This window comes from Burkholderia sp. AU45274 (assembly GCF_030482505.1).
In the GTDB taxonomy this organism is placed as follows: domain Bacteria; phylum Pseudomonadota; class Gammaproteobacteria; order Burkholderiales; family Burkholderiaceae; genus Burkholderia.
The window spans coordinates 316,322-341,847 of sequence record NZ_JAUJQE010000006.1 but is presented as its reverse complement, the minus strand read 5'-3'; the positions used below and the strand labels follow the sequence as shown (position 1 = coordinate 341,847).

Annotated in this window: 17 protein-coding genes; 5 read left to right on the top strand and 12 right to left on the bottom strand. The window is 66.1% G+C overall.

Going from position 1 to position 25,526, the window contains the following annotated elements; all coding sequences use genetic code 11:
* Nucleotides 1-478: 478 nt before the first annotated feature.
* Nucleotides 479-1,282 (top strand): EAL domain-containing protein, encoded by an 804-nt coding sequence (locus QZM35_RS23635; protein ID WP_089426738.1) that lies wholly within the window; start codon nt 479-481, stop codon nt 1,280-1,282.
* Between the two features lie 92 nt (nt 1,283-1,374).
* The gene (locus tag QZM35_RS23630) at nt 1,375-1,791 is read left to right on the top strand and encodes a hypothetical protein (RefSeq protein ID WP_089429033.1); all 417 of its coding nucleotides are present in this window, start codon (nt 1,375-1,377) and stop codon (nt 1,789-1,791) included.
* A gap of 98 nt (nt 1,792-1,889) precedes the next feature.
* On the opposite strand, the gene QZM35_RS23625 is transcribed toward QZM35_RS23630, so the two are convergent.
* The 11 genes from QZM35_RS23625 to QZM35_RS23575 form a co-directional block, all read right to left on the bottom strand.
* Nucleotides 1,890-3,863, bottom strand: a complete 1,974-nt coding sequence (locus QZM35_RS23625; RefSeq protein ID WP_301776907.1) for an FkbM family methyltransferase — start codon at nt 3,861-3,863, stop codon at nt 1,890-1,892.
* A gap of 23 nt (nt 3,864-3,886) precedes the next feature.
* Nucleotides 3,887-5,023, bottom strand: a complete 1,137-nt coding sequence (locus QZM35_RS23620; RefSeq protein WP_301776906.1) for a DUF2827 family protein — start codon at nt 5,021-5,023, stop codon at nt 3,887-3,889.
* Nucleotides 5,024-5,054: 31 nt separating this feature from the next.
* Nucleotides 5,055-5,519, bottom strand: a complete 465-nt coding sequence (locus tag QZM35_RS23615; protein ID WP_089426741.1) for a DUF4019 domain-containing protein — start codon at nt 5,517-5,519, stop codon at nt 5,055-5,057.
* 25 nt (nt 5,520-5,544) lie between these two features.
* Nucleotides 5,545-6,699: a DUF2827 domain-containing protein gene (locus QZM35_RS23610; RefSeq protein WP_089475529.1), complete on the bottom strand. Its 1,155-nt coding sequence runs from the start codon at nt 6,697-6,699 to the stop codon at nt 5,545-5,547.
* A gap of 14 nt (nt 6,700-6,713) precedes the next feature.
* Nucleotides 6,714-7,859 carry a DUF2827 domain-containing protein gene (locus QZM35_RS23605; RefSeq protein ID WP_301776905.1) on the bottom strand — a complete coding sequence of 382 codons (1,146 nt, stop codon included), beginning with the start codon at nt 7,857-7,859 and terminating at the stop codon, nt 6,714-6,716.
* 402 nt (nt 7,860-8,261) lie between these two features.
* On the bottom strand, nt 8,262-8,924 hold the full coding sequence (locus tag QZM35_RS23600) for an OmpA family protein (RefSeq protein ID WP_089426744.1): 663 nt from the start codon (nt 8,922-8,924) through the stop codon (nt 8,262-8,264).
* Between the two features lie 124 nt (nt 8,925-9,048).
* Nucleotides 9,049-16,902 carry an ESPR-type extended signal peptide-containing protein gene (locus QZM35_RS23595; RefSeq protein ID WP_301776939.1) on the bottom strand — a complete coding sequence of 2,618 codons (7,854 nt, stop codon included), beginning with the start codon at nt 16,900-16,902 and terminating at the stop codon, nt 9,049-9,051.
* 1,008 nt (nt 16,903-17,910) lie between these two features.
* Nucleotides 17,911-18,813, bottom strand: coding sequence for an aminomethyltransferase (locus tag QZM35_RS23590; RefSeq protein ID WP_089426749.1), 903 nt, complete (start codon nt 18,811-18,813; stop codon nt 17,911-17,913).
* A 95-nt stretch (nt 18,814-18,908) separates the two neighbouring features.
* Complete coding sequence (locus QZM35_RS23585; RefSeq protein WP_011354057.1) at nt 18,909-19,127, bottom strand: hypothetical protein; 219 nt, start codon at nt 19,125-19,127, stop codon at nt 18,909-18,911.
* Between the two features lie 228 nt (nt 19,128-19,355).
* A complete protein-coding gene (locus QZM35_RS23580) occupies nt 19,356-20,006 on the bottom strand; it encodes an NADPH-dependent FMN reductase (protein ID WP_089433181.1) in 651 nt (216 codons plus the stop codon).
* 311 nt (nt 20,007-20,317) lie between these two features.
* Nucleotides 20,318-20,623 carry an NIPSNAP family protein gene (locus tag QZM35_RS23575; protein ID WP_089426751.1) on the bottom strand — a complete coding sequence of 102 codons (306 nt, stop codon included), beginning with the start codon at nt 20,621-20,623 and terminating at the stop codon, nt 20,318-20,320.
* A gap of 279 nt (nt 20,624-20,902) precedes the next feature.
* On the opposite strand from QZM35_RS23575, the gene QZM35_RS23570 reads away from it, so the two are divergent.
* The 3 genes from QZM35_RS23570 (at nt 20,903) to QZM35_RS23560 (ending at nt 24,847) form a co-directional block, all read left to right on the top strand.
* On the top strand, nt 20,903-21,691 hold the full coding sequence (locus tag QZM35_RS23570) for a GNAT family N-acetyltransferase (protein ID WP_089426752.1): 789 nt from the start codon (nt 20,903-20,905) through the stop codon (nt 21,689-21,691).
* A gap of 359 nt (nt 21,692-22,050) precedes the next feature.
* Nucleotides 22,051-24,108: a potassium-transporting ATPase subunit KdpB gene (gene kdpB / locus QZM35_RS23565; RefSeq protein WP_089433180.1), complete on the top strand. Its 2,058-nt coding sequence runs from the start codon at nt 22,051-22,053 to the stop codon at nt 24,106-24,108.
* 40 nt (nt 24,109-24,148) lie between these two features.
* Complete coding sequence (locus tag QZM35_RS23560) at nt 24,149-24,847, top strand: winged helix-turn-helix domain-containing protein (RefSeq protein WP_089433179.1); 699 nt, start codon at nt 24,149-24,151, stop codon at nt 24,845-24,847.
* Nucleotides 24,848-24,855: 8 nt separating this feature from the next.
* On the opposite strand, the gene QZM35_RS23555 is transcribed toward QZM35_RS23560, so the two are convergent.
* Nucleotides 24,856-25,509 (bottom strand): lytic transglycosylase domain-containing protein, encoded by a 654-nt coding sequence (locus QZM35_RS23555; protein ID WP_089433178.1) that lies wholly within the window; start codon nt 25,507-25,509, stop codon nt 24,856-24,858.
* Nucleotides 25,510-25,526: the final 17 nt, after the last annotated feature.

Here is a 25,526-nt window from a genome sequence, read left to right as displayed (position 1 = left end):
ACAATAAAATTGAATGCTGCGACGATCGAATGACGTGCGGCAGCCGATTTTCGACGTAGGTGCCGGCCTCCGCGATAGGCTCGACAGCGGGCGATGACACGATACTTCATGGGGCGGTATTTATCTGATCAATTCAGGATTTCCTGATTTAGAGATCCGTAAATTCCTGGTGAATTGATTTGGATCGGGTTGTTTAGTCGAAAGAAATAAACAGCATTCGAATCGGGGTTCCGTAATTTGCGTTAGTGTGACCTGTCGCACATTCGGTATCGTGCGCGCATGGTGTATTTCCAGTAACTGAATATCGTTGAAAAATATCGAATTTGACGGCGCGCCGAAGCGAACAGTACGCCCCCGGAAAAGATCGACATAACAGGATGGGCCGGGTAGGCGGCGGAGCGCGTCATGGGTCGGCTTGCTCCGCATGTTTGTTGAGGTCGAGCCGCGATCGGCGGCTCGCCATTTGCCGGAGCGCCGGATGAATGCGGTCGAAGCTCGCCTGGAGGCGAATCGGGAAGCGAATCGTGACGAAATCGATCTCGTGTTCGGCGCCCCCGACGATCATCCCGACCTTGCGTCGGTACGCAGTTTCGTGGAAAGCCGGCTCGGGTTCGCGCAAGAGCCCGTGTGCCGGGCCGACCTCTCGGGTGGTGTGCTGTACCAGGAATGCCTGGCGCGATTGCGGTGGGGTGAGCGCGATACGCTGCCGCCGGTCGCGTTCCTGCCGCGCCTCGAGGCGCTCGGGCTGATGCGGTGGTTCGACCGGCTCGTGGTCGGCCGGACGATCGATGCGCTGCGTGCCGATCCGGCTGCCGTTTACGGCTGCAACGTGGCGGCGGCGAGCGCGGTGGTCGACGACGCGTGGCTGGCCATCTTCAGGCGGCTCGAGCGCGAGCCGTCGGTCGCGGCGCGGCTGGTGGTCGAGATCACGGAGACGGGGCCGCTGAACCCCGTCGCGGGGCGATCGTTCGTGAACCGCTTCCGGCAGGCCGGGTGCCGCATCGCGATCGACGATTTCGGGGTCGGCTTCAGCGCATTGAACAACCTGGTGGTCGGCAATCCCGACATCGTGAAGCTCGACCGGTCGATCCTGTCGATGATCAAGCGCAACGCGATCGGGCGTTACCAGCTCCGCCGGCTGATCGCGTTCGCGCATGAAGGGGCGCGACACGTCGTCGTCGAAGGCGTGGAGAGCGAGGTCGACCGGCAGATCATCCTGGATGCCGGCGTCGCGTGGGCACAGGGCATCCGTTTTTCGTGGCGGTCGCCGGCCGCCGCGTGACGGCGCGGGAACAGGCGAGGTGGCGTGCAGGATGCACGCCGATGTCGGGCGTGATCGGCGCGTGGCCGGGACGAATCGCAAAGGGGCTGAGCATGGCAGGGACGAAGGCCGGAGGCGGAACGGGCACGCAGGCGGCCGGTGCGCGCGACCTCGTCGCGATCACCGAGCTGGCCGACATGCTGTGGCAACTGGGCGCCGAATCGACCGAGGTGCCGATCGACGTCGCACCGTATCTCGACGGCCTGAAAGCCATTGCACGCCGCATTCAGCGGATGACGCCGCTCGACGCCGGCGGCCGCGAGCTGGCGGCGCGGCACTATTACGCGGCCGTCATCGCGGGCGCGTGCGGCGACGATTCGGCCATCGCGCGCGGCGTGTCCGACAGCCTCGTCAAGCCATCCGGCGGCGCCAGCCGGCCGGTGGCGCATTGCTTCGCGGTGCTCGCGCGGATGGGGCGGCGGCATGGCCGTACGTTCGCCGCGCAGAGCGGCGATCGGGTGCTGGTCTAGCGCCTGTTCACGCCAGTCACGGGTGCCGGCGCGGTGCGAGGCGCACGGCCCGCGTCGACATCATCCGCGCGCCGCGGCCCCGATCCGCATCCTGTCGATCAATCCTTCCCGAATCCGCCGAGCACGAACGCCATCGCGCGGTCGACCGCGTCGTCCCATTGCCCGACGCGCGCGGCGCGCACGATCCGGATGCCCGGATAGAGGGCGGTGCGCGAGCCGGTTTCCCAGCGCGCGTCGGCTTTCGGGCTGAGCAGCAGCACGGCCGGCACGCCGAGCGCGCCGGCGAGGTGGATGTGCGCGGTGCAGGTGGTCACCACGGCATCCAGCGCCAGCATCAGCCCCGCCAGGTCGCTGAAGTCGCCGATCGCGTGATGCGGGAACGTCACCGGCAGGTCCGATTGCTCGGACTGCGCGGACAGGTCGCGGTTGATGCAGTACGCGGCGTGGCCGTGCATTCGCGTCAGCGGCGCGAAGTCGCGCAGGCTGGCCGCGCGATGGAAGCGCGCGTCGCTTTCGTCGCGCCCGCGCCAGTTGAGCCCGATGCGGCGCGTGCCGGCGGGATGGCCGTCGCGCGACACGCGCTCGCGCCACGCGGCCGCGCGCTCGGGCGGGCACGACAGGTAGGCGGCCGCCGAGCCTGCGGGCGCCGGCGCATAGCCGAACTGCGCGGCGAGCATCAGGCACGAACACCAGTAGTCGTGCGCGAGCGGCGACGTGTCGACCCATGCGCCCTGTGTGCCGATGAATTCGATGTGCGGGAACGTGTGACGCAGCAGGCCCGTCAGCGCGTCCGGCACGACGACGGTCACGCTCGTGCAGCCGAGTGCGCCGAGCGCAGGCAGGTAGCGCGCGTACTGGAGCTGGTCGCCGACGCCGCCGTAGCTGAGCACGAGCAGCCGTTTGCCTTGCAGCGGCTGGCCCTGGTAGAGCCGCTCCGTCGCCAGCCCGAACTGGGCGGCCGTCAGCACGTTTTCGCTGGCGATGGTGGCGAGGGCGGCCTCGTCGCGCCGGCCGGCGCGCAGCAGCAGCGCCGAACGCGCGAGTTCGATGCGCCCACGCGTCGCGTCGGGCAGGGCGGCAGGATCGCCGAAGCGTTCGAGCGCCGCGAGCCCGGCTTCGGGCGCGCCGGCGAAGCCGTAGCACGACGCGAGCTGCAGCGCGATCGCATCGTCGTCGAGCCCGCGGCCGCGCGCACGGTGCCAGCGGTCGATGGCATGGCCCCATTCGCCGCGCGACTCGTGGTCGAGTGCGAGATTCCAGTTCGTTTCGGGCGCCTCGGCGTCGGCGGCTGTCGCTGCCGGGGGCGCCGTATCGCTTTCCGCCTTCGACGTGACGGCGAGCGGTTCGCCCGAGATGATCAGCTTCTGTCGGTCCCAGCGCGGGTTCGGCACACACAGCATGTTCAGGCCGTCGATCCGGTAGAACGTGTAGTCGAGGCCGGCGAACGTGGCGATGATCGGCGCCTCGCCGACTTTCCAGTATTCGATCCAGCACCACGGCAGATGCGTCTCGATCAGCCGGCGCGCGCCGCGCAGCGCGTCGATCTCCATCCCTTCGATGTCGAGCTTCAGGAAATCCAGCCGAGGCAGCCCGAGCGAGTCGAGCCGCACGACCGGGGTCGGCGTGCCGCCGTCAGCCTGCCCGCCGACGAGCGAGACCTGGCCGAAGTCGGCCTCCTGTCCGTAGTCGACGTCGGGCACCTTCATCGTCCCGTTGGCGCTGGCGAGCCCCATGTTCAGCAGATGGACGTTGTCGAGCTGGTTGAGCGCGACCGTGCCGCCGAGCGCATGGAACAGCGTGCGCTGCGGCTCGAACGCATACACGCGGCCGCCGCGCGCACGCAGCCGGTGCGCGATCGGCACGCACACGAGCCCCGCATTTGCGCCGCCGTCCACCGCGATCGCATCGTCCGGCAACTGGTCGATCACGTGCAGGATCGTGTCGAGCTCGCCCTGGATATGCGGCCGGCCGGTCTTGATCAGCGCTTCGGCCTGAAGCGCGCAGTGCCGGTTGATGACGAACGGGCCGTGGATCGAATCGATCACGACGAAATTGCGGACGGTCTGATTCATGGGCGGGGCGTGTGCGAAGGAGGTCAGCCGAGTGCGCGGCCGTCGAACAGCTGCCGGATCTGCGCGGAATACGCGTGGACGTTGTGCTCGGCGAGCGTGTCGACCTGGTGCAGGCAGCGGCGGGCCGCGGCCGCGTAGTCGTCGAGCCGCGTATCGTGCGTCTGCGCGGCGGTCGCGATCGCACGCGCCGCATCGAAGATCTCGAAGTCGGGGTAGTAGTAGCCGACGTCGCGCAGGAACGGCGAGTTGTGCACGAGCGGGTAGTTGCCGTACAGCGCGTCGTACAGCAGGTAGTTGAGGCCGTTTTCCCAGTGATGGGACACGACGATGTCGGTGTGATGCGCGGCCCAGGCGACGAACGGCGCGCGCACGTCGGCGGTCGCCTTGCCGTCGCGCACCATCTCGAGCCCGAGCGCGAGATGCTTGAAGGCGACGTTTTCCTTCTTGTCGAACGTGTTGGTCATGAACACGTGCTCGACGAGCGCCGGATGCTCGACGTAGCACGCGTTCGCGGCGAGCATCGGCACGATCGCGCTCTTCACGACGTTCAGGTTCGGTTCGAAGAACGCGATGCGCTTCGCGGTGCCGTGGTTGCGATAGCCGAAGCGCGCCTTCAGTTCAGGGTCGGCGTCGAGGCTGCGCTCGATGAAATACGGCGACCAGATGTGCGGCAGCTCGATCACCGGCGCGCGATAGACGGCCCGGAAATACGCCGCGCACGTGTGCATGTGCTGCGGGTTGGTCCAGATCTCGTCGAACTGTACGCGGTTCGGGTTCGGCCGCCACTGATTCTTCTCGAAGTTGATCGTCTCGACCGCGATCACGTAGTCGTTGCCGAAGCGGTACGACACGCACTTGCCGCCGCGCCGGCGTACCGCATCCGTGTGGGTCTGGTCGATGAACGCATTCATCTCGATCAGCAGGTCGGTCTGGTGGACGACGGCCGACAGCGGCCGCAGCGCGTCGCCGAACGCGTCCATCATCAGCGCTTGCGGATAGTCGGTGATGCCGTCGTCGTGCGCGAGCCAGACCTCGCCGATCAGCGGCGACTGCTTCAGCAGCATGTACAGGAACACGCAGTGCTGGTTCGCGCCGTTGTACCAGATCGACTGCGTCGCGTCGCGCTGCACGTTCATCGTTATCGCGACATTGAGTTTCATCGGAGGCTCCGTGGTGCGGGCGATGCGCGGATTACGGCGTGCCGCTCGGCGACTTGTATGGCACGTAGCCGGTCAGGTGCCACTGGCCGTCGTCGAGACGAAAGCTCAGTTTCTCGAACATGGTTTCGCCATTCGTCAGCGTCGTGGTGTAAGCGACGTTCGCGTAGAAGCCGTCGGGCGTCGTCGCGGCATTCACGGAGTGGATACGCGTGATCTGCATCCAGTCGCGGTGGCTGACCGAGCCGACGCTCTGGCGCGCACGCTGCGTGTCGGCCACGAACTGGTCCTGCTTGATGCGCGCCTTCACGAACGGGGCGGCGTCGGTCCACACCGCGCCGAACTGGCCGGCGTCGAGCTGCTTGAGCACCGCAGCCGAGTCGCTCAGCAGCGTGTCGGCCGACGGGCCGGTCGATTGCGCGTGTGCGCCGATCGCGATCGAAGCGACGGCGCAGCCGATCAGCCATTTTGCGCGGGTGAGGAGCGGGCGTGCGTTCATGTCGGAGTCCGGAAGGGGCGGCGCGTCACGCGTCGCGATAGAGGGTGGCGATCGCGTCCGTATAGGCGGCGACGTTCTCGGGGTTGTAGATGCTGACGGAACTGAGCACGTGCCGCGACTGCTCGCGGTACGCCTCGAGGTTCGCGTCGTGCTCGGTGAACGCCTTCAGCAGCGCGCGGCCGCCGGCCTGGCAGTCGAAGTCCGGATAGAAATACCCGGCCTTGCCGAGGAACGGCGAGTTGTGGATCAGCGGGTAGTCGCCGTACAGCAGCTCGTAGTACAGGTAGTTCTGCGCGTTTTCCCACGTGTGCGACACCACCGCATCGCCGTACGCGGCCATGAACTCGTACACCGCGTAGCGGCTTTCGAACGTCGTGATCCCGTGATTCACGATGTCGAGGCTCTTCGCGAAGTGGACGAACGTCGCGTGTTCCTTCAGGTGCAGCGTGTTGCACACGCGCACGAACTCGAGGAAATCAGGCTTGGCCCGATACGCTTCCTCGGCCACCAGCATCGGAATGACGCTCGTCTTCACCATGCAGATGTTCGGCTCGAACATCGTCACGCGCCAGCGCGGCTTGCCGGGCGCATAGCCGAACGACAGCCCGGCGCCGAGCGTCGCGCGCGCCTTGTCGAACAGCATCGGGTGCCAGATATGCGGGACGATCGTGACGGGCGCGCGCAGGCCCGTCTGGTAATAGTGCAGGCACGAGCGCTCGAATTCGGGGATCGTCCACACGGCGTCGTACGGCGCGCCCGAGAACAGGAAGCCCGACGGCTTGTTGAACATCGCGCGTTCGATGTCGATCACGTAGTCGTTGCCGACCCGCATCGTGACGACCTTGCCGCCGCGCTCGCGGAACGCGCGCAGATAGTCCGCGCCGAACTGCGCGCTCATTTCGATCAGGACGTCACAGCGCTGCAGCGCTTCGTCCATCGACAGCAGCGGCACGTCCCATTCGCCGAGCATCATCTGCGGATCGGCGACCTGTTCGCCGCCGTTCACCATCACGGCTTCCGCGACGAGCGGCGACTGGCGCAGCAGCAGGATCAGCAGCAGGCAGTTCTGGAAGATGCCGTTTTCCCACAGCGACTGGCCGGCGCCGCGCACGAACAGCGACACGCCGACGACGAGACGCTTGCCCTCGCCGGGCGCTTGACGGGCATTGGAGTCCGACATGCGTATGCTCCGGTTCAGGCGACCAGACGCGAGACGAACGCGTCCAGGTTCGCGGGGTTGTCGATCGAGACCGACTGCAGCAGCCGGCCGGCCTTCGCGCGGTAGTCGTCGAGGCGTTCGTCGTGATGCAGCCACGCCTCGAGCAGCGCTCGGCCGCCCGCGGCGGAATCGAAGTCCGGGTAGTAGTAGCCGGCATCGCCGATCAGCGTCGAGTTGTGGATCAGCGGATAGCCGCCGTACAGCACGTCGTAATACAGGTAGTTCTGCCCGTTTTCCCAGTGGTGCGACACGACCGCGTCCGCATGGCGCGCCATGAAGCCCGGCAGGTCGAGGCGCGGCTCGAAGGTCGCCTTGTGCTGGCGCACGAGCTCGAGGCTGTTCGCGAAGTGCACGAAGGTCGGATGCTCCTTCATGTGCAACGAATTCACGACGAACATGTGCTGGACCGCGTCCGGGCGCGCGCGGTAGAACTCGTCGCACGCGAGCATCGGGTAGTGGCAGGACTTCGCGACCGAGATGTTCGGTTCGAGCATCGCCAGGTGCCACGGGCGGCGGCCCGGCCGATAGCCGAACGTCGCGCCTTCCGCGGCGAGCGCGGCGACGCGGCGATCGAGGAAGTACGGCGACCAGATGTGCGGCATCAGGTGGACCGGCGCGCGCAGGATGGTCTGCAGCATTGGCGCGGCGGTCTTGTCGTATTGCGGCAGCAGCCACACTTCGTCGAACGGCGCGCCGTTGAAGATGTGTCCCGACGGTTTGCCGAAGATCGGGGTTTCGCACAGGCCGGCATACACGTGCCCGCAGAAGAACGCGGCGATTTTCTTGCCGAGCGCCTTCATGTGCCTGAGCCATTCCACCGGCAGCTGCGCGCCCATTTCGATCACGACGTCGAGTTCGTGCGTGACGTCGGCGGGCTTCACGAGCGGGATGTCGAGGCCGTCGAGTTCGAGGCCGGCCGGCAGCGCGTTGGCGTCGCCGCCGTTCAGAAAGTAGACGGGGCCGACACGATCCGAGCGCTTGAGCATCATCGCGAGGAACGCGATGTTCTGGTGTATGCCGTTTTCCCAGATCGCCTGGCCGTCGCGCGCAAACAGCGAGATGCCGACCGCCGGCCGTTGCTTGCGGGTGCCGCCCGAGGCGGCTTCATTGATGTCCGTCACCGGTTGGTTTCCTCTGCGGCGTCGTGCGTCCGGGCATCGCGTCGAGCGTCTGGCCTGGAAGCGGCGCGCCGTGGATCGTCATGGTTGCATGTGCGCCGGTGCGCCGCGGCGGGCGAATCGGGCGACCGGGTTCGCGAGGGCGGCAGCCGGTTTCCGGCGTGTCGTCGGGTACGCCTGGCACGGCGTGCGAGTCGGGCAGGCTGCCCCGGCGACTGTCTGCGGCGATTGTGGCACGGAAACCACCGGTTTTGGCGGGACGTGACGAACTTTGACATAGCCGACGGCCAACGGAAACGGGCGCCGGCGAAGCGGCGCCCGGGCGGTCCGGCGGCGGTCGGGTGCGAGCCCGGCGCGGCGCTGGCGGCCGGCCGGATCGGGGCGCCGCGCGCGGCGGCGCCCCGATCAGTGCTGCAGGCGGATTTCCACGCGGCGGTTGCTGGCGCGGCCTTCCGGCGTCGTGTTGGACGCGACCGGATCGGCCTTGCCGCGACCCGTGACCGTCAGCGAGTCGGTCTTCAGGCCGTGCGCCTTCAGGTACGCCGCGACGGATTCGGCGCGACGCTTCGACAGCGCGAGGTTGTAGTCGTCGCTGCCCACCGAATCCGTAAAGCCGGTGACGCTCACCTGCGAGTACGTGTGGTCGGCGCGCTCGCTCAGCAACCGGTCGAGCGATTCGCGCGCGGTCGGGGCGAGCGTCGCGTGGTCGGTCGCGAACAGCGCGTCGCCCGACAGGTTCACCTGTTCGACGACGGCAGCCGCCGGCGCGGCGGCCGACGCTGCTTCGGCCGGCGCCGCGCCGCACTGGAACACGAGCGTCGCGGGATCGGATTTGTCGCGCAGCGCGCGGGCCGAGTCGACGGCGCGCACCGGCTCTTCGCCGCAAATCTTGCGGGCGGCCTTCATGCAGGTCTGCGGGCCCGACAGCAGGCCGTGGCAGTCCACCTGGAAGGTCCGCACGCCGTCGCGCGGCTGCAGTTCGGAAGCGCTGAAGGTCGGGCCGGATGCGGTCGAGCACGCGGCGAGGGCCGTTGCGGAAAGTGCGAGCGCAAGAGCGAGTTTGTTCACGGTTACATCCTCAATGCTTGGGTTGACTGAAGCCCGCCACGGGTGGCGCGGCGGGCTCGTCCGGCCGTCGGGGCCGCCGCGGGCCGTCCGGCTGGCGAGCCGGGCGGCCTGGCGGCGCGACGCGTTACTTCCACTGGTACAGCATGCCGGCGCCGATCACCTTCTGACCGCCGCTGAAGCCGCCGTTGATCGACGCCTTCAGGTTCTCCGTGATGCGAGCCTGCATGTTGACCGCCATCGCCTTCTGGCCGAGGAAGGTCGACGTACCCACGCCCATCCCGAAGTTGGCATCGCGATCGAGCTGCGGGATCGATGCCATCGCGCCGACGGCCGCGATACCCTGCTTCGCCATCTGGTCGGTCTGCTGCAGTTGCGAACCCAGCGAGTTGATCTGCGCCTGCTGGCCCGACAGTGCCGTCGACAGCGTCGTCTGCACTTGCGTCAGCTGGTTCACGTTCACCGCGTCGGTGCCTTGCGTGCCCGGCGCGACGTTCGTGATCTGGCGCTGCTGCTGGTCGCTGCCGACCGACACCACGTTCGAGCGGCCGCCGTCGTTGGAGCCCGCACCGATCGCCACCGAGTTAGAACCCGCGGTGACGACCGGAAGGTCGTTGCCCTTGCCGTTCAGGTCGGCGGCGACGCCGTTGTTGTTGTTGGAACGAATCGTGTTGTTGTTGATCGTCGTCGACAGCGAGTTCAACGTGTTGTTGATGTTGGTCACGCCGGTCGACAGCGAGGCCACGTTGCTGTTCGTCGTGCTCAGGCCGGTGGACAGCGAGCCGATGCCGGTCGAGGTCGACGTCGACAGCGAGTTGACGTTGCTGTTGGTCGTGCTCAGGCCCGTCGACAGCGAGTTGATCGCGGTCGAGGTCGACGTGGACAGCGAGGCCACGTTGCTGTTCGTCGCGCTCAGGCCGGTGGACAACGAGTTGATGCCCGTCGACAGCGACGCGACGTTCGACGCGGTCGACGTCGACAGCGTGTTGATCGCGTTGTTCGTCGCGTTGAGCTGGCTGCCGTTGATCGCGTCCGTGCTGCTGGCCGAGATCCGGCCCGCGGCGACGTTCGTGATCTGGCGTTCCTGGCCCGGTGCGCCGACGCTCACCACGCCGACCGGCGAGCCGCCTGCGAAGGGGTACGTGACGCCGCCGATCGTGGCGCTCGACGTCGGGTTCGCGGCGCTCGTGACCGAGTTCGCACCGAGTGCGATCGAGTTGGCGACGTTGGCCTGTGCGTTCGTGCCGAAGGCGAGTGCGTCGGCGGCGGTTGCCTTCGCAGCCGAGCCGTATGCTTGCGCGCCGGTGGCGCTTGCCGTGGCCTGGTTGCCGAGCGCGATCGTGTTGTCCGCGGTGGCCTGGTTCGAGCTGCCGAGGGCGAGCGCGCTCGCGCCGTTGGCCGTGTTCGCGTTGCCGAGCGCCACTGCGCCGTTGCCGGTCGCCGTGTCGTTCGCGCCCATCGCCACCGCGCCGGTACCCGTTGCGATGCTCGGGTCGCCGATCGCGACCGCGCCGTCGCCGGTTGCCGTGTTGCCGGAGCCGATCGACACGGCCTTGCCGCCCGTTGCCGAGGCGTTCTGGCCGATGGCGACCGCGCCTGCCGACTGTGCGTTCGAGCCGTCGCCGACCGCGACGCTGCTGGCGCCTGCCGCGCTGGCGTTCACGCCGGCTGCGAGGGCGTTGGTGCCCGTTGCGCCCGTGTTGTCGTAGTTGGCTTGCTGCACGCCGTTGTCGTTGACGCTGTAGTAGTGCGTCTTCGCGGCATTGATCGCGGTCGAGGTCGAGGTCGACAGCGAGGTGATGGAGCTGTTCGCCGAGGACAAGCCGGTCGAGGTCGACGTGGACAGCGAGGTGACTGAACTATTCGTCGAGCTGAGGCCCGTGGACAGCGAACCGATCGAGCTGTTGGCCGACGAGAGGCCCGTTGACGTCGAGGTCGACAACGACGTGATCGAGCTGTTGGCCGAGGACAGACCCGTCGAGGTCGAAGTCGACAGCGAGGTCACCGAACTATTGGTCGAGCTGAGACCCGTGGACAGCGAACCGATCGAGCTGTTAGCCGAGGACAGGCCGGTCGACGTGGAGGTGGACAGCGACGTGATCGAGCTGTTAGCCGAGGACAGACCGGTCGAGGTCGAGGTCGACAGCGAGGTGATCGAGCTGTTAGCAGACGACAAGCCGGTCGACGTGGAAGTCGACAACGACGTGATCGAGCTATTTGCCGAAGACAGGCCCGTCGAGGTCGAGGTCGACAGCGAGGTGATCGAGCTGTTGGCCGAGGACAGACCGGTCGACGTGGAAGTCGACAGCGACGTAATCGAGCTATTCGCCGACGACAGACCGGTCGACGTGGAGGTGGACAGCGACGTGATCGAACTGTTGGCCGAGGACAGACCGGTCGAGGTCGAGGTCGACAACGAGGTGATCGAGCTGTTCGCAGACGACAAGCCGGTCGAGGTCGAAGTCGACAGCGACGTCACCGAGCTATTCGTCGAGCTGAGGCCCGTGGACAGCGAACCGATCGAGCTGTTGGCCGACGACAGGCCGGTCGACGTGGAAGTCGACAGCGACGTCACCGAGCTATTCGTCGAGCTGAGGCCCGTGGACAGCGAACCGATCGAGCTGTTTGCCGACGACAGGCCGGTCGAAGTCGAGGTCGACAGCGATGTCACCGAGCTATTCGTCGAGCTGAGGCCCGTGGACAGCGAACCGATCGAGCTGTTTGCCGACGACAGGCCGGTCGAAGTCGAGGTCGACAGCGATGTCACCGAACTATCCGTCGAGCTGAGGCCCGTGGACAGCGAACCGATCGAGCTGTTGGCCGACGACAGGCCGGTCGAGGTCGAAGTCGACAGCGAGGTCACCGAACTATCCGTCGAGCTGAGGCCCGTGGACAGCGAACCGATCGAGCTGTTAGCCGACGACAGGCCGGTCGACGTCGAAGTCGAAAGCGACGTGATCGAACTATTAGCCGACGAGAGGCCGGTCGAGGTCGAGGTCGACAGCGAGGTCACCGAACTATCCGTCGAGCTGAGGCCCGTGGACAGCGAACCGATCGAGCTGTTAGCCGACGAGAGACCCGTCGACGTCGAGGTCGACAACGACGTGATCGAGCTGTTAGCCGACGACAGGCCGGTCGATGTCGAAGTCGACAGCGAGGTGACCGAGCTATTGGTCGACGAGAGGCCGGTCGAGAGCGAACCGATCGAGCTGTTGGCCGACGACAGGCCCGTCGAGGTCGACGTCGAGAGCGAACCGATCGAGCTGTTAGCCGAGGACAGACCGGTCGACGTGGAAGTCGACAGCGAGGTGACCGAGCTATTGGTCGACGAGAGGCCGGTCGACGTGGAAGTCGACAGCGAGGTGATCGAGCTGTTGGCAGACGAGAGCCCCGTCGACGTCGACGTGGACAGCGAAGTGATCGAGCTGTTAGCCGAGGACAAGCCGGTTGAGGTCGAGGTCGACAGCGAGGTGATCGAGCTGTTGGCCGACGACAAGCCGGTCGACGTCGACGTGGACAGCGAAGTGATCGAACTGTTAGCCGAGGACAGGCCGGTCGACGTCGAGGTCGACAGCGAGGTGACCGAGCTATTGGTCGACGAGAGGCCGGTCGACAGCGACGTGATCGAGCTGTTGGCCGACGAGAGGCCGGTCGAGGTCGAAGTCGACAGCGACGTGATCGAGCTGTTTGCCGACGACAGGCCGGTCGACGTTGAAGTCGACAGCGACGTGATCGAGCTGTTGGCCGACGAGAGGCCGGTCGACGTGGAAGTCGACAGCGATGTGATCGAGCTGTTTGCCGACGACAGGCCGGTCGAGGTCGAAGTCGACAGCGAAGTGATCGAACTGTTAGCCGACGAGAGGCCGGTCGACGTTGAAGTCGACAGCGACGTGATCGAGCTGTTAGCCGAGGACAGACCGGTCGAGGTCGAAGTCGACAGCGACGTGATCGAACTGTTAGCCGACGAGAGGCCCGTCGACGTCGAGGTCGACAGCGAGGTGACCGAGCTATTGGTCGATGAGAGGCCGGTCGAGAGCGAACCGATCGAGCTGTTGGCCGATGACAGGCCCGTCGACGTCGACGTGGACAGCGACGTGATCGAGCTGTTAGCCGAGGACAAGCCGGTCGAGGTCGAGGTCGACAGCGAGGTGATCGAGCTGTTGGCCGACGACAAGCCGGTCGACGTCGACGTGGACAGCGACGTGATCGAGCTGTTAGCCGAGGACAAGCCGGTCGAGGTCGAAGTGGACAGCGACGTGATCGAGCTATTGGCCGACGACAGACCGGTCGAAGTCGAGGTCGACAGCGAAGTTACCGAACTATTCGTCGAGCTGAGGCCGGTGGACAGTGAACCGATCGAGCTGTTGGCCGACGACAGACCCGTCGACGTCGACGTCGACAGCGACGTGATCGAGCTGTTAGCCGACGACAGGCCGGTCGAGGTCGAGGTGGACAGCGACGTGATCGAGCTGTTGGCCGACGACAGACCCGTCGACGTCGACGTCGACAGCGACGTGATCGAGCTGTTAGCCGACGACAAGCCGGTCGAAGTCGAGGTCGACAACGAAGTCACCGAGCTATTCGTCGAGCTGAGGCCGGTGGACAGCGAACCGATCGAGCTGTTAGCCGACGACAGGCCGGTCGAGGTCGAGGTGGACAGCGACGTAATCGAGCTGTTGGCTGACGACAGCCCCGTCGACGTGGAAGTCGACAGCGACGAGACCGAACTGTTGGTCGAACTCAGGCCGGTCGACAGCGACGAGATTGCGCTGCTGGACGACGACACAGTTGTCGACAGCGAATCCACGGCCACATTGGTTGCAAAGAGCTGCGAGCCGTTGATTGCGTCGGTACTGGCCGCGGAGATCGCGCCGGCCGCAACGTTCGTGACCTGGCGCTGGTTGGTCGAGCTTCCAACACTGACCACGCTCGTCGGATTACCGCCCGCGAACGTGCTGGTTACGCCGCCGACGGTACCGGTAGGCGTCGGGTTGGCTGGGGCCGTAGTGGAGCCGCTGCCCAGCGCGACGCTGCCGACGTTGCTCGCGACGGCATTCGGGCCGATCGCGACCGCGTTGCTTGCGCTCGCGCTCGCAGCATTGCCGACGGCGACGCCGCTTGCGCCGGCTGCGTTGGCAGCATTGCCGACGGCGACACTGCTGGCGCCCGCGGCCGTGGCGGCTACACCGGCGGCGAGCGAGTTGATGCCCGTTGCGCCGTTGTTGTTGTAGTTGGCTTGCTGCACACCACCGTCGTTGACGCTGTAGTAGTGCGTCTTCGCGGCTTCGATCGCAGTCGAGGTCGAGGTGGACAGCGAGGTAATCGAGCTGGTGGCCGACGAGAGACCGGTCGACGTGGACGTGGACAGCGAGTTGATGCCCGTCGACGTGGACGTGGACAGCGAGGTAATCGAGCTATTGGCCGACGACAGACCCGTCGACGTGGAAGTCGACAGCGAAGTGACCGAGCTATTGGTCGACGAGAGACCGGTCGACAACGAGCCGATCGAGCTGGTAGCCGACGACAGGCCGGTCGAGGTCGAAGACGACAGCGAAGTGACCGAGCTATTGGTCGACGAGAGACCGGTCGAGAGCGAGCCGATCGAGCTGGTGGCCGACGACAGGCCGGTCGAGGTCGAAGTCGACAGCGAAGTGACCGAGCTATTGGTCGACGAGAGACCGGTCGACAACGAGCCGATCGAGCTGGTAGCCGACGACAGGCCGGTCGAGGTCGAAGTCGACAGCGAAGTGACCGAGCTATTGGTCGACGAGAGACCGGTCGAGAGCGAGCCGATCGAGCTGGTGGCCGACGACAGACCGGTCGAGGTCGAAGACGACAGCGAAGTGACCGAGCTGTTGGTCGACGAGAGACCGGTGGACAACGAGCCGATCGAGCTGGTAGCCGACGACAGGCCGGTCGAGGTCGATGTCGACAGCGAAGTGACCGAGCTATTGGTCGACGAGAGACCGGTCGAGAGCGAGCCGATCGAGCTGGTAGCCGACGACAGACCCGTCGAGGTCGACGTGGACAGCGACTTGATCGAGCTGTTAGCCGACGAGAGGCCGGTCGACGTGGAAGTCGACAGCGAAGTGACTGAGCTATTGGTCGACGAGAGGCCGGTGGACAGCGAGCCGATCGAGCTGTTAGCCGACGAGAGGCCGGTCGACAGCGAACCGATCGAGCTGGTAGCCGACGACAGACCCGTCGACGTCGAAGTCGACAACGAAGTGACCGAGCTATTGGTCGACGACAGGCCGGTCGACAACGAGCCGATCGAGCTGGTGGCCGACGACAGACCCGTCGATGTCGAAGTCGACAGCGAAGTGATCGAGCTATTCGCCGACGACAAACCGGTCGAAGCCGACGTCGACAGGCTCGTGATGCTCGACGTCGTCGTGCTTGCTACCGAATAGAGCTGGCTGCCGTTGATCGCATCGGTGCTGGTCGACGTGACGAGGCCCGCTGCAACGTTCTGGATGCGACGCTCGTTGCCCGCCGTACCGACGCTGACGACGCCGTTGGCAGCGCTTGCGCCGGCAAAGTTGCCGAACGTCTGGCTACCGATCGTGGCGGAGCTGATCGAACCTGTGCCGCCGGTCGCCGAGTTCGCTGCACCAATCGTCGCCGAGTTGTTGCCAAGAGCAACGGAATTTGCCACGTTGGCTGTCGACAGGTAACCGAGCGCCATCGCGTTGCCGGCCGAAGCGGTCGACTGGTATCCCATCGCGACCGCATTGCCGTTGCCGCTGGCCGTCGCAAACGAACCGATCGAAATGTTTCCTGCCTGGGAAGCCGTGGATTGCTGGCCGATTGCCACGCTCTGGAGCGCACTTGCGGTGGCCACGCCAAGCGCCACGCTGCCCCCGCCAGCCGCGCTGGCATTGACGCCGATCGCGGTCGCATAGTTCGCCGTCGCGGAGCTGCCGTTGCCGTAAGCGGAAGCCGGTGCCGAAGAGCCGCCCGCATACGACGAAGCGCCGATTGCGGTCGAACCTGCGTAAGCCGCCGTGGCGCTGCTGCCGATACCGACCGAACCCGCACCCGTCACGCTGTTGGCACTGCCGAGCGCAACCGCGCCGGTGCCATTCGCCGAGTTGCCGTTGCCGAGCGTGACCGCGCCCGTGCCGCTTGCCGAATTGCTGGTGCCGAGCGCAACCGCGCCGTCGCCGCTGGCCGTCTGCGAACGACCGATCGCCACCGCGCCGCCAGTTGCGGAACCGCTGTTGGCCGTCGTGCCCGACGAGCCGATTGCGACGTTCTGGCCGGTTGCACCGGAAACGACGCCATCGCCCTGTGCGATGCCGTAGGCGCCGTTCGTCGTCGCACCACGGCCGATCGCGATGCCGGACGTTGCGCTCGAGGTGACCGACGATTGGCCGCCGATCGAGATCGAATCCTGCGCGGTCGCCTGTGCGCCCGCGGTGGAGTTGCTGCCGATCGCGGTCGAGCCGGCGCCGGACGCCAGTGTCTGAATGCCGTTGACCGCGCTGGTGCTACCCATGGCGGTTGCATAGTTGCCGGTTGCCTTCGTGCCGCTGCCAACGGCGGTGGCGAACTGGCCGGTTGCCGACGTGCCCTGGCCGAATGCGGAAGAGGCAGTGTTGGTGGCCGATGAGCCCGTACCGAAAGCCGTCGAGTTCGATCCGCTGGCGACCGTGTTGCTCGGCGAGTTGGCGCCGATAGCAATCGCGCCGGCATTGGAGGCGGTCGGGCTTTGGCCCGCCACGCACGAGCCGAAAGAGCCGGAGCCGATGGCGATCGAGGTTGAGCTGGTCGAATTGCCGCCCCCGGCGCTATACCCGGATGTCGAGCACTGCGCATAGGCGACGTTGCCGCCGGCCGCCCCGGCGACCATGATGGCGGCCGCGACGGCCTTGACGACGGCCGACTTGTTCGGCTTGCCCCGTGCCGAATCGATTTCCGATGCGGCGACCCACGCGCCGAGGGATTCGTTCCAGATCGAGCGGTATGTGCGGTTCATGTCCTGCTACCTCCAAATATGCACGCCACACACCGGTCTCTTTTGTTAGAGGAATACTCCGTGCGCTCGCGCGAATCTCAAAATTGATGGGCGGAGTTTATTGGAGGGGGATTTTTCAGATTGATAAAAAGTGATAAATAGCGGGTTTTTAAAGTTAAAGGATGGTTAATAAGTCGCGTTTTGATGCATCTGTGCGGAATGTATTTGAAAGTTGTAAGAATGTTTAGTGCAGGGTTTGAAACTTCCGGGGGCGCCTTGGTTTTTCGTATAAAAATCATGGGTTTACGGTAGTTTTGTGCGTTGGATTACACAACGGAGACGCTCAATTGTAAGATGGATGAAATAGCAAACGTTTGCGGAGCGGAGGATTCTTTCGGCTATGTAATGTATGTGGATGTGCCATGGGATAATGTGATTCCCATCTTGTTAATGTGTTAATTCAAGATTTGTGTTTCGTTTTTATATTGATTTTATCGATTATCTTTAAATTAAATTAATTTGAAATATCGAACATCTGGCTGTGCTGATTTACGCATCGGGTCCACTGCGATGGCCCGCGAGACGGGCGTTTCGGGCCGGTTGACCCGTCCAATTTGTAAAAAAGTGCTACAGGGTGGTGGGCCGAACCATCACCATTCATCTTTCGAATTTGTCCTATTGACTATTTCGATGATGGTGACAATCGGATGGGATTCGGCGACGGGGCGAATCCGTCTGACAGGCGTGACGGACTTCGATGGTGCGCCTGGCGGCGACAGGTTGTTAAAAGGGGCTGTCCGGCAGCGGTGGCGACGTCCCCGAAACGTCAAATCCCGGGTGTGACAATTTGTCCGCGCGTGCCGAAGCGCCGAAGAAAAAAGGGCGCGAGTGAGTGTGTCAGCCGCGCCACATCAGCAGGTCGATGAAGGTCAGCGAGGTTCCGCACCGCGTGCGATGGGGCGGCCTCGAGTTGCCCGGTTGCCCGACCGGACAACCGGGGCAACCGGGCTGCTGCCCGGCGCGGCGCCCTTACTTCTTGAGAAACCGCAGCGCGAATCGCGCCATGCGCGGCACGAACAGCGGGCGCAGCAGGCGCTTGTCGTAGCCGGCCATCCGCCGGTCGTTCTCGGCGAGACACAGTTCGATCAGCTCGCGCGGATTGAGCGCGTCGCCGATATCGGCGGTGCCGGTTGCCGGGAAGTTCGCGTCACGTGCCACGCCGTCGGAATCGATGCCGCGCGCGATGCCGATGCGCTCCCGGATCAAATGCACCCACACGGCCGCGACCCGCGCGAAGAACCACGGCCGGCGCCACCACGGGAGCGAGCGCCAGTACCACGCGTACCAGTTCACGAAGAACAGGATGTGGCGGCCTTCTTCCTGGATCACCGGCTCGAAGGTTTCAACGAGTTCGGGCGGGAAATAGCCGGAGCGCTGCGCGGAACGGAACAGGCCGAACGCGAAGAAGCTGTCGATGCATTCGCTGAAGCCCGTGACGATCCACCACCACTCGGGATCTTTCGGTGCAGGGTAGGCCGGCTCGGGGGCGAGCCGGATGCCGTATGCCTCGACGAGCTTCGACAGCACGACCTTGTGCCGCGCTTCCTCGCCGCCGTCCATCTCGAGCGCGCGGCGCAATAGCGGATTGCCGATCGTCGCCGCATAGGTGGCCACGCGAATCGATGCGCGGCCTTCGGTCTGCACCGCGATGTCCCAGATCGGCAGCGACGTGAGCCGTTTGAGCTCGGCGGGCGTGAGCGCCGGCCAGTCGATCACGGCCGGCTTGTACGGATTGTGTGTGTCGAGCAGCATGCGGCAGAACATCTGCATGTGCGCATCGGAACCGATCCGGACCGGACCTTGCCTCTCGAAGGTCCAGTTGCGCATTGCGTGATCTGCTGCTGCATGCTGTTCCTGCAGCGTGTCACTCATGGCTGTTGTTATGCGATTACGGGTCGAAAGATTCTTGCATAGCTTCCGTAAACGCGTATTTTCGAGCGGCCATGCGCACGCCGGCCAGGCGTGCGTCACGCGTTCGTGTCGACCCAGAGGCGGCCCCAGCGGGACGCGTAGGCCAGAGCGTGCTCTTCCTCGAAGAAGAAATCGATCGCGTCGAACGAAACGGCGCGCGGCGACGGGCCGCCGCTCGCCTTCTCGATCGTCAGGTTGGCGGCGAACAGCCCGTTCGGCAACCGGGCGGCAGCGGGGGCGACTTCGTAGCCCTTGTAGCGGATCGTACGGTTCATGGCGTGCGCGGAGAAAGTTCGGAGGTTCAGCGTACGAAAACCCGCCCGCGGCGTGAACCAATCTTTCGGCCAATGCAAATCACGCGGCGGGCCGAATTCTTATCGGCGCGGGGAAAGGGCAGCAGGGAGAGGCGTCGACGTACACGGCGCGTGGCCGCTCGTCCGAATGTGCACCGCCCGCGCCGGCGAATGGAATCGTCCGGGCGCGGGCGGTGGAAGGCGGGGAAATTACTGGTTGGCGATCTTCAACACGGGTGCGAGCGCATCGACCGATGCCGCATGCGAGGCCGCGCGATGCGATGCGAACGCGAGCGCGAACTCGGCCGCCTGCGTGCCGACCGTCTCGAGCTGCGCGACGACCTTCGGATCCGAGCAGCTCTCGGCGCTGTCGAAGCGCGTTTCGAGCGTGTTCACGGTCGCGCCGAACGGCGTCGGCCAGCCGCGCAGCGCGTGCACGATCGAACGCAGCGACGTCAGCACGGTGCCGGCCGCCTGCCAGCCGTAGGCCGTGACGATCAGGCCGACCGCACGGCCGTCGAGATACGGGCGATCGTCCGCGCGCAGTTCCTCGAGCGTGTCGAGTGCGTTCTTCACGAGGCCGGAGACGCCGCCGTGATAGCCGGGCGTCGCGATGATGATCGCGTCGGCCTGGCGCACGGCGTCGATCAGTTCGCGCTGCGCGTCGGTCAGCGTTTTGTGCTCGGGCGCGTAGTGCGGCAGCGTATGCAGGAACGGGCCGTCGAACAGCCGCGTGCGTGCGCCGGCCGCTTGCGCGCCGCGCAATGCGAACGACAGCGCGCGTTCGGTCGACGACGCTGCCCGGGTGGTACCGCCAATGCCGACGACGAACGGGCGGCGGTGTTGATCGAATGCAGTCAAGGGGCGCTCCTGGGGGATGGCTTGCCCGGCTAAGCACAGGCTTAAAACCAGATGGTAACGACCCCGCCGCCACTCTGAAAACGACTTTTCGTTCTATCGATATGCCGCGCGGCAGGGGCAATCGTGTGCGCCGCCGCCCAGATCGATAGCAGAAATGCTTGGTTGGGACGGCGGGCCGCGGTCGATAAGATGGGCCCGTCTCCTCCATGATGTCTCTACTGACATGGGTTGGCCCCGCCGCGCGGATGCAGGCGGGGCTTTTTTTCGTCCCGGTCTGGAAAAAGGGGCGCGATGTGCGGGGCCGTTGCCCGTTACTCGAACACCGGCCGGAAGAAGCTGCGCTCGTAGCTGACGATGCAGCGTGTTTCCTCCGCGTAGCGGAACGCGGCCTGGCAGGCCGGATCGTCCATCGAGCGTTCGCGGTAGCGCTCGTATTCGGCGAGGCTCGGGAACGAGAACATCGCGAGCGCGATGTTGTTCGCCCCTTCGGACGGCAGGAAGTAGCCGTGATGCGTGCCGCCGAACTTTTCGACGAGCGGAATCCACATCCTGCCGTAGGTTTCGAACTGGTCGAGCTTGTACGGATCGATGACGTAGCGAAGGTAGCAGGTGATCATGAGCGCGCTCGGTGAGGGAAGGAACCCGCGAGTCTGGAAGGCGTCGCCGCATGTGTCAACGGCGTTCGCCGGCGAGTGATTCGGCCGCGGGATGCGTTGCTTGCGCAAACAACGATCGGTGCGCTTTCATGCGTTCGCAACGACCCGCGCAGCGCCGCGGCGCGCACCTTTTCAACCATCTCTCCCGCACGCATTTCCCCAAACTTTTACGACATTTTTTCTTGCGAGGGCGGCTGGCGCGCTCATAGACTTCGGGCATCCCAACCACGGAGCAAGGCAATGTCGATACCCTGGAACGCGATCGCCGAACACATACCCGCCGCGCCGCCTTCCGTGCGCGCCGATCGGGTGATCGTGCGGCGTTTCGATCCGGCCTTCGACAGTTATGCACAACTCACGCCGATGCTGCATCGCGCGTTCGCGCGGCTCGGCGCGATGGGACTCAACTGCACGTGCGTCGACCAGAGCGAGGACGTCACGCGCCGCCGCGCGGAAGCGGGCGAGTGCTACGTCGCCGTGTGCGGCGGGCGCGTGATCGGCACGGCCACGCTGTATGCGACCGATCCGTCGTCGGCGTGCTCGCTGTACCGGCGCGAAGGCGTCGCGAGCGTGCGGCAGGTGGCGGTGGACCCCGATTGCCAGAGCCGCGGGATCGGCGCGTTGCTGCTGTCGTTCGCCGAACAGTGGGCCGCGCTGCGCGGCTATACGCTGCTCGCACTCGATACGCCGCATCCCGCTTCGCACCTGCTCGCGTTCTACGGCGCGCAGGGTTTCGACGTCGTCGACGTGATGCGCTTCGACGGCAAGCGCTACGACAGCGCGATCCTCTGCAAGCGGCCCGTCGCGCAGGTGGCGCGCCGGGTGGCGCCGGCGTCGCGCATGGCCGCGCGCGTGGCGGCCGTGCGGCGTCTTGCGTATGCGTTGCCGTCGCGCGTGGTCGCCGTGGCCCGGCGCGGCCAGCACGTGCGCCGCGGCGCCGGCTGGGCGGCACGACGCGCGGCCGGTGCCGCGAGTTGCCGCTCGTCGCCGTGGCGTCCGCGTCAGCACGGGCGCTACACGTTCGGCTGAACGCCGCGCACCGGTTCGTTTTCCTGCTTTGCCGCGTAAGCGTCGGATGAGCGGAGTGTGGCGCTCCCGCTCGTGTACGGCCCTTGAGACACCCCCGCCGCGCCGCGGCGAAACGGACGTTTACGCGCTTTTTACACCCCGACGCGATCCTTTGCCGCGATCTTCACGCGAACCTTCATAAGATGGTTGCGTGGAAACGAAAGCCGCACGCGAGCATGCGCGAAGGCCGCCGGCTCGCCTGACCGATGCCGGATGTCGATGCGCGGGCGTGCCGGCAAAAGGAAACCGCCATGTCTCTCTCGCCCGTGACAGGTCCGCGCCCTGCGCAGCCCGGCCATCCGCGCACGGCCGTGCGCTCGATGTTCGATCCCGCGCTCGTGCGCCCGGCGATCGCCGATTCGTTCCGGAAACTCACGCCGCGCACGCAGTTCCGCAACCCGGTGATGTTCTGCGTGTACGTCGGCAGCATCCTGACCACGATCCTGTGGATCGCCGCCTTGTTCGGCCAGGCCGAAGCGCCCGCCGGCTTCATCGTCGCGATCGCGCTGTGGCTGTGGTTCACCGTGCTGTTCGCGAACTTCGCCGAAGCGCTCGCCGAAGGGCGTTCGAAGGCGCAGGCCGCATCGCTGCGCAGTGCGAAACACAACGTGGTCGCGAAAAAGCTCTCGGCGCCGCGTGCGAAGGCGGTCGTCGAAGTGATGGCATCGACCGACCTGCGCAAAGGCGACGTCGTGCTCGTCGAAAACGGCGACACGATTCCGGCCGACGGCGACGTGATCGAAGGCGTCGCGTCGGTCGACGAATCGGCGATCACCGGCGAATCCGCGCCGGTGATCCGCGAGGCGGGCGGCGATTTCTCGTCGGTGACGGGCGGCACGCGCGTGCTGTCCGACTGGATCGTCGTGCGTGTCGCCGTCAATCCGGGCGAGGCGTTCCTCGACCGGATGATCGCGATGGTCGAGGGTGCGAAGCGCAAGAAGACGCCGAACGAGATCGCGCTGACGATCCTGCTCGTTGCCTTGACGATCGTGATGCTGCTCGCCACCGCCACGTTGCTGCCGTTCTCGACGTTCGCGGTCGAGGCGATGAAGGCCGGCCATGTCGTGACGATCACCGCACTGGTTGCGCTGCTCGTGTGCCTGATCCCGACGACGATCGGTGGCCTCTTGTCCGCGATCGGCGTGGCCGGGATGAGCCGGATGATGCAGGCGAACGTGATCGCGACGTCGGGCCGCGCGGTGGAAGCCGCCGGCGACGTCGACGTGCTGCTGCTCGACAAGACCGGCACGATCACGCTCGGCAACCGCCAGGCGTCGGCGTTCGTGCCCGCGCCGTTCGTGACCGAGGAAGCGCTGGCCGATGCCGCGCAGCTGTCGTCGCTTGCCGACGAAACGCCGGAAGGCCGCAGCATCGTCGTGCTCGCGAAGCAGCGTTTCAACCTGCGCGAGCGCGACATGCAGGCACTGCACCCGGTGTTCCTGTCGTTCAGCGCGCAGACGCGGATGAGCGGCGTCGACCTCCCGGGCCGCGAGATCCGCAAAGGCGCCGCGGATGCGATCAAGCACTACGTCGAGTCCTACGGCGGCCGCGTCACCCGCGAAGTCGAGGCCGTCGTGACCGACATCGCGCGTCGCGGCAGCACGCCGCTCGCGGTGGCGGAGCGCGTCGACGGCGTTGCCCGCGTGCTCGGCGTGATCGAGCTGAAGGACATCGTGAAGGGCGGCATCAAGGAGCGCTTCGCGGAACTGCGCAAGATGGGCATCAAGACCGTGATGGTGACGGGCGACAACCGGCTGACGGCCGCGGCGATCGCGGCGGAAGCGGGCGTCGACGATTTCCTCGCGGAAGCGACGCCGGAAACCAAGCTCGCGACGATCCGCGAGCATCAGGCGGCGGGCCGTCTGGTTGCGATGACGGGCGACGGCACCAACGATGCACCGGCGCTCGCGCAGGCCGACGTCGCCGTGGCGATGAATACCGGCACGCAGGCGGCGAAGGAAGCCGGCAACATGGTTGACCTCGACTCGAACCCGACGAAGCTGATCGAGATCGTCGAGATCGGCAAGCAGATGCTGATGACGCGCGGGTCGCTGACGACGTTCTCGATCGCGAACGACGTCGCGAAGTATTTCGCGATCATCCCGGCCGCGTTCGCGACGACGTATCCGCAACTGCGCGTCCTCGATGTGATGCACCTCGCGTCGCCGGCGTCGGCGATCCTGTCGGCGGTGATCTTCAACGCACTGATCATCGTCGCGCTGATCCCGCTCGCGCTGAAGGGCGTGCGCTATCGCCCGCTCGGCGCCGCGCCGCTGCTGCGCAGGAACCTGTTGCTGTATGGACTCGGTGGCGTGCTGTTGCCGTTCCCGTTCATCAAGCTGATCGACGTGGTGCTGGTGGCATGCGGATGGGCCTGAGCATGGGCGCGCACAATGCACCGGACGAAGGTGCTGCCGCATGAGCGAACCGAGCGTCGTCATCGTGATCGTCGACGAAGACAGGTTCATCCGGCATTTCGTCCGTGTCGCGCTGAAGGCCGAGCACATGCACGTCTTCGAGGCCGCGACCGGAGCGGCGGGCGTGGCGGCCGTCGGCGCGCGACGTCCCGACCTGATCGTCGCGGACACGAACCTGCGCGACATCGGCGGCACCGACCTGATCCATGTGCTGCGTGCGTACTCGGCCGCGCCGCTGATCGTGCTGTCGGCACTGAGCGCGGAACGCGACAAGGTGGCGGCGCTCGACGCGGGCGCGGACGACTACCTGACCAAGCCGTTCGGCGCCGCCGAGTTGATCGCGCGGATTCGTGCGCACCTGCGGCGGCAAGCCGGCGGCGGGCGCATCGATGCGGCGTGCGTCCGCTTCGGCGACGTGACCGTCGATCTCGGCGGTCGCCAGGTGTTGCGCGGCGGGGCGCGCGTGCATCTGAGCCCGATCGAATTCCGGCTGCTGGCCGCGCTCGCGCATCACGCGGGCCGGCTACTGACGCACGACCGCCTGCTGAGTGAAGTATGGGGCGCGGCGCACGGCAAGGATGCGCACTACCTGCGCGTGTATGTCGGCCACCTGCGGCGCAAGCTGGAATGCGATCCGCGGCGGCCCGCGTACATCGTCACGGAGACGGGCGTCGGCTACCGGCTCGACGGTGCGCGGTAGCGACGCGCTCAGGGATTCGCGGCCGTCCGCAGCGCGTCGCTCGCCGCGCCGTTCGAACGGCGCAGCTGCGCATCGAATTGCTGCACGCGCAGCGCGACCCGCTGCGCATAGCGCTTCGTGCCGCCGTTGTAGCGCACGAGCGCGGTTTCGACGTCGCCATCCGCATCGTCGAGATAGCCGCGGAAGATCGCCGCGCCGATCCGCACGTTGGTAGCCGGATCGGAGAGATCCTTCACATGCGCGACGAGATCGCGATGGGCGGTGGGCATCACCTGCATCAACCCGCGCGCGCCGGCGACACTGACCGCGTGGCGATCGAAGCCCGACTCGACCGCGATGATCGCGAGCAGCAGTGCCGGAGCAAGCCCATAGCGATCCGATTCGGTCTGCACCGCGCGCGCGATCGTGCGCGCGTCGGCGTACGCGAGGTGAAAGCGGTTGCGCAGCGCGGTGACGATCGTGTCGAGGGTCGGGGGAAGCGAGGGTTCGGTCGTGCTGGCTGCGCTGGCCGGCGCCGCTGGCGTGTCGTCGGCATGCGCGGGCAATGCGATCGACAGCGGCAGCACGATCGGGAAGAGCAGCAGAAGCCGCTTCAGCCGCAGGGCCGGGCGCACGCGCGTGCGGGGCAGCGGCCGGTCATACGATGGATAGGTTTCCTGCATGTCGTCGCATCGTGGTT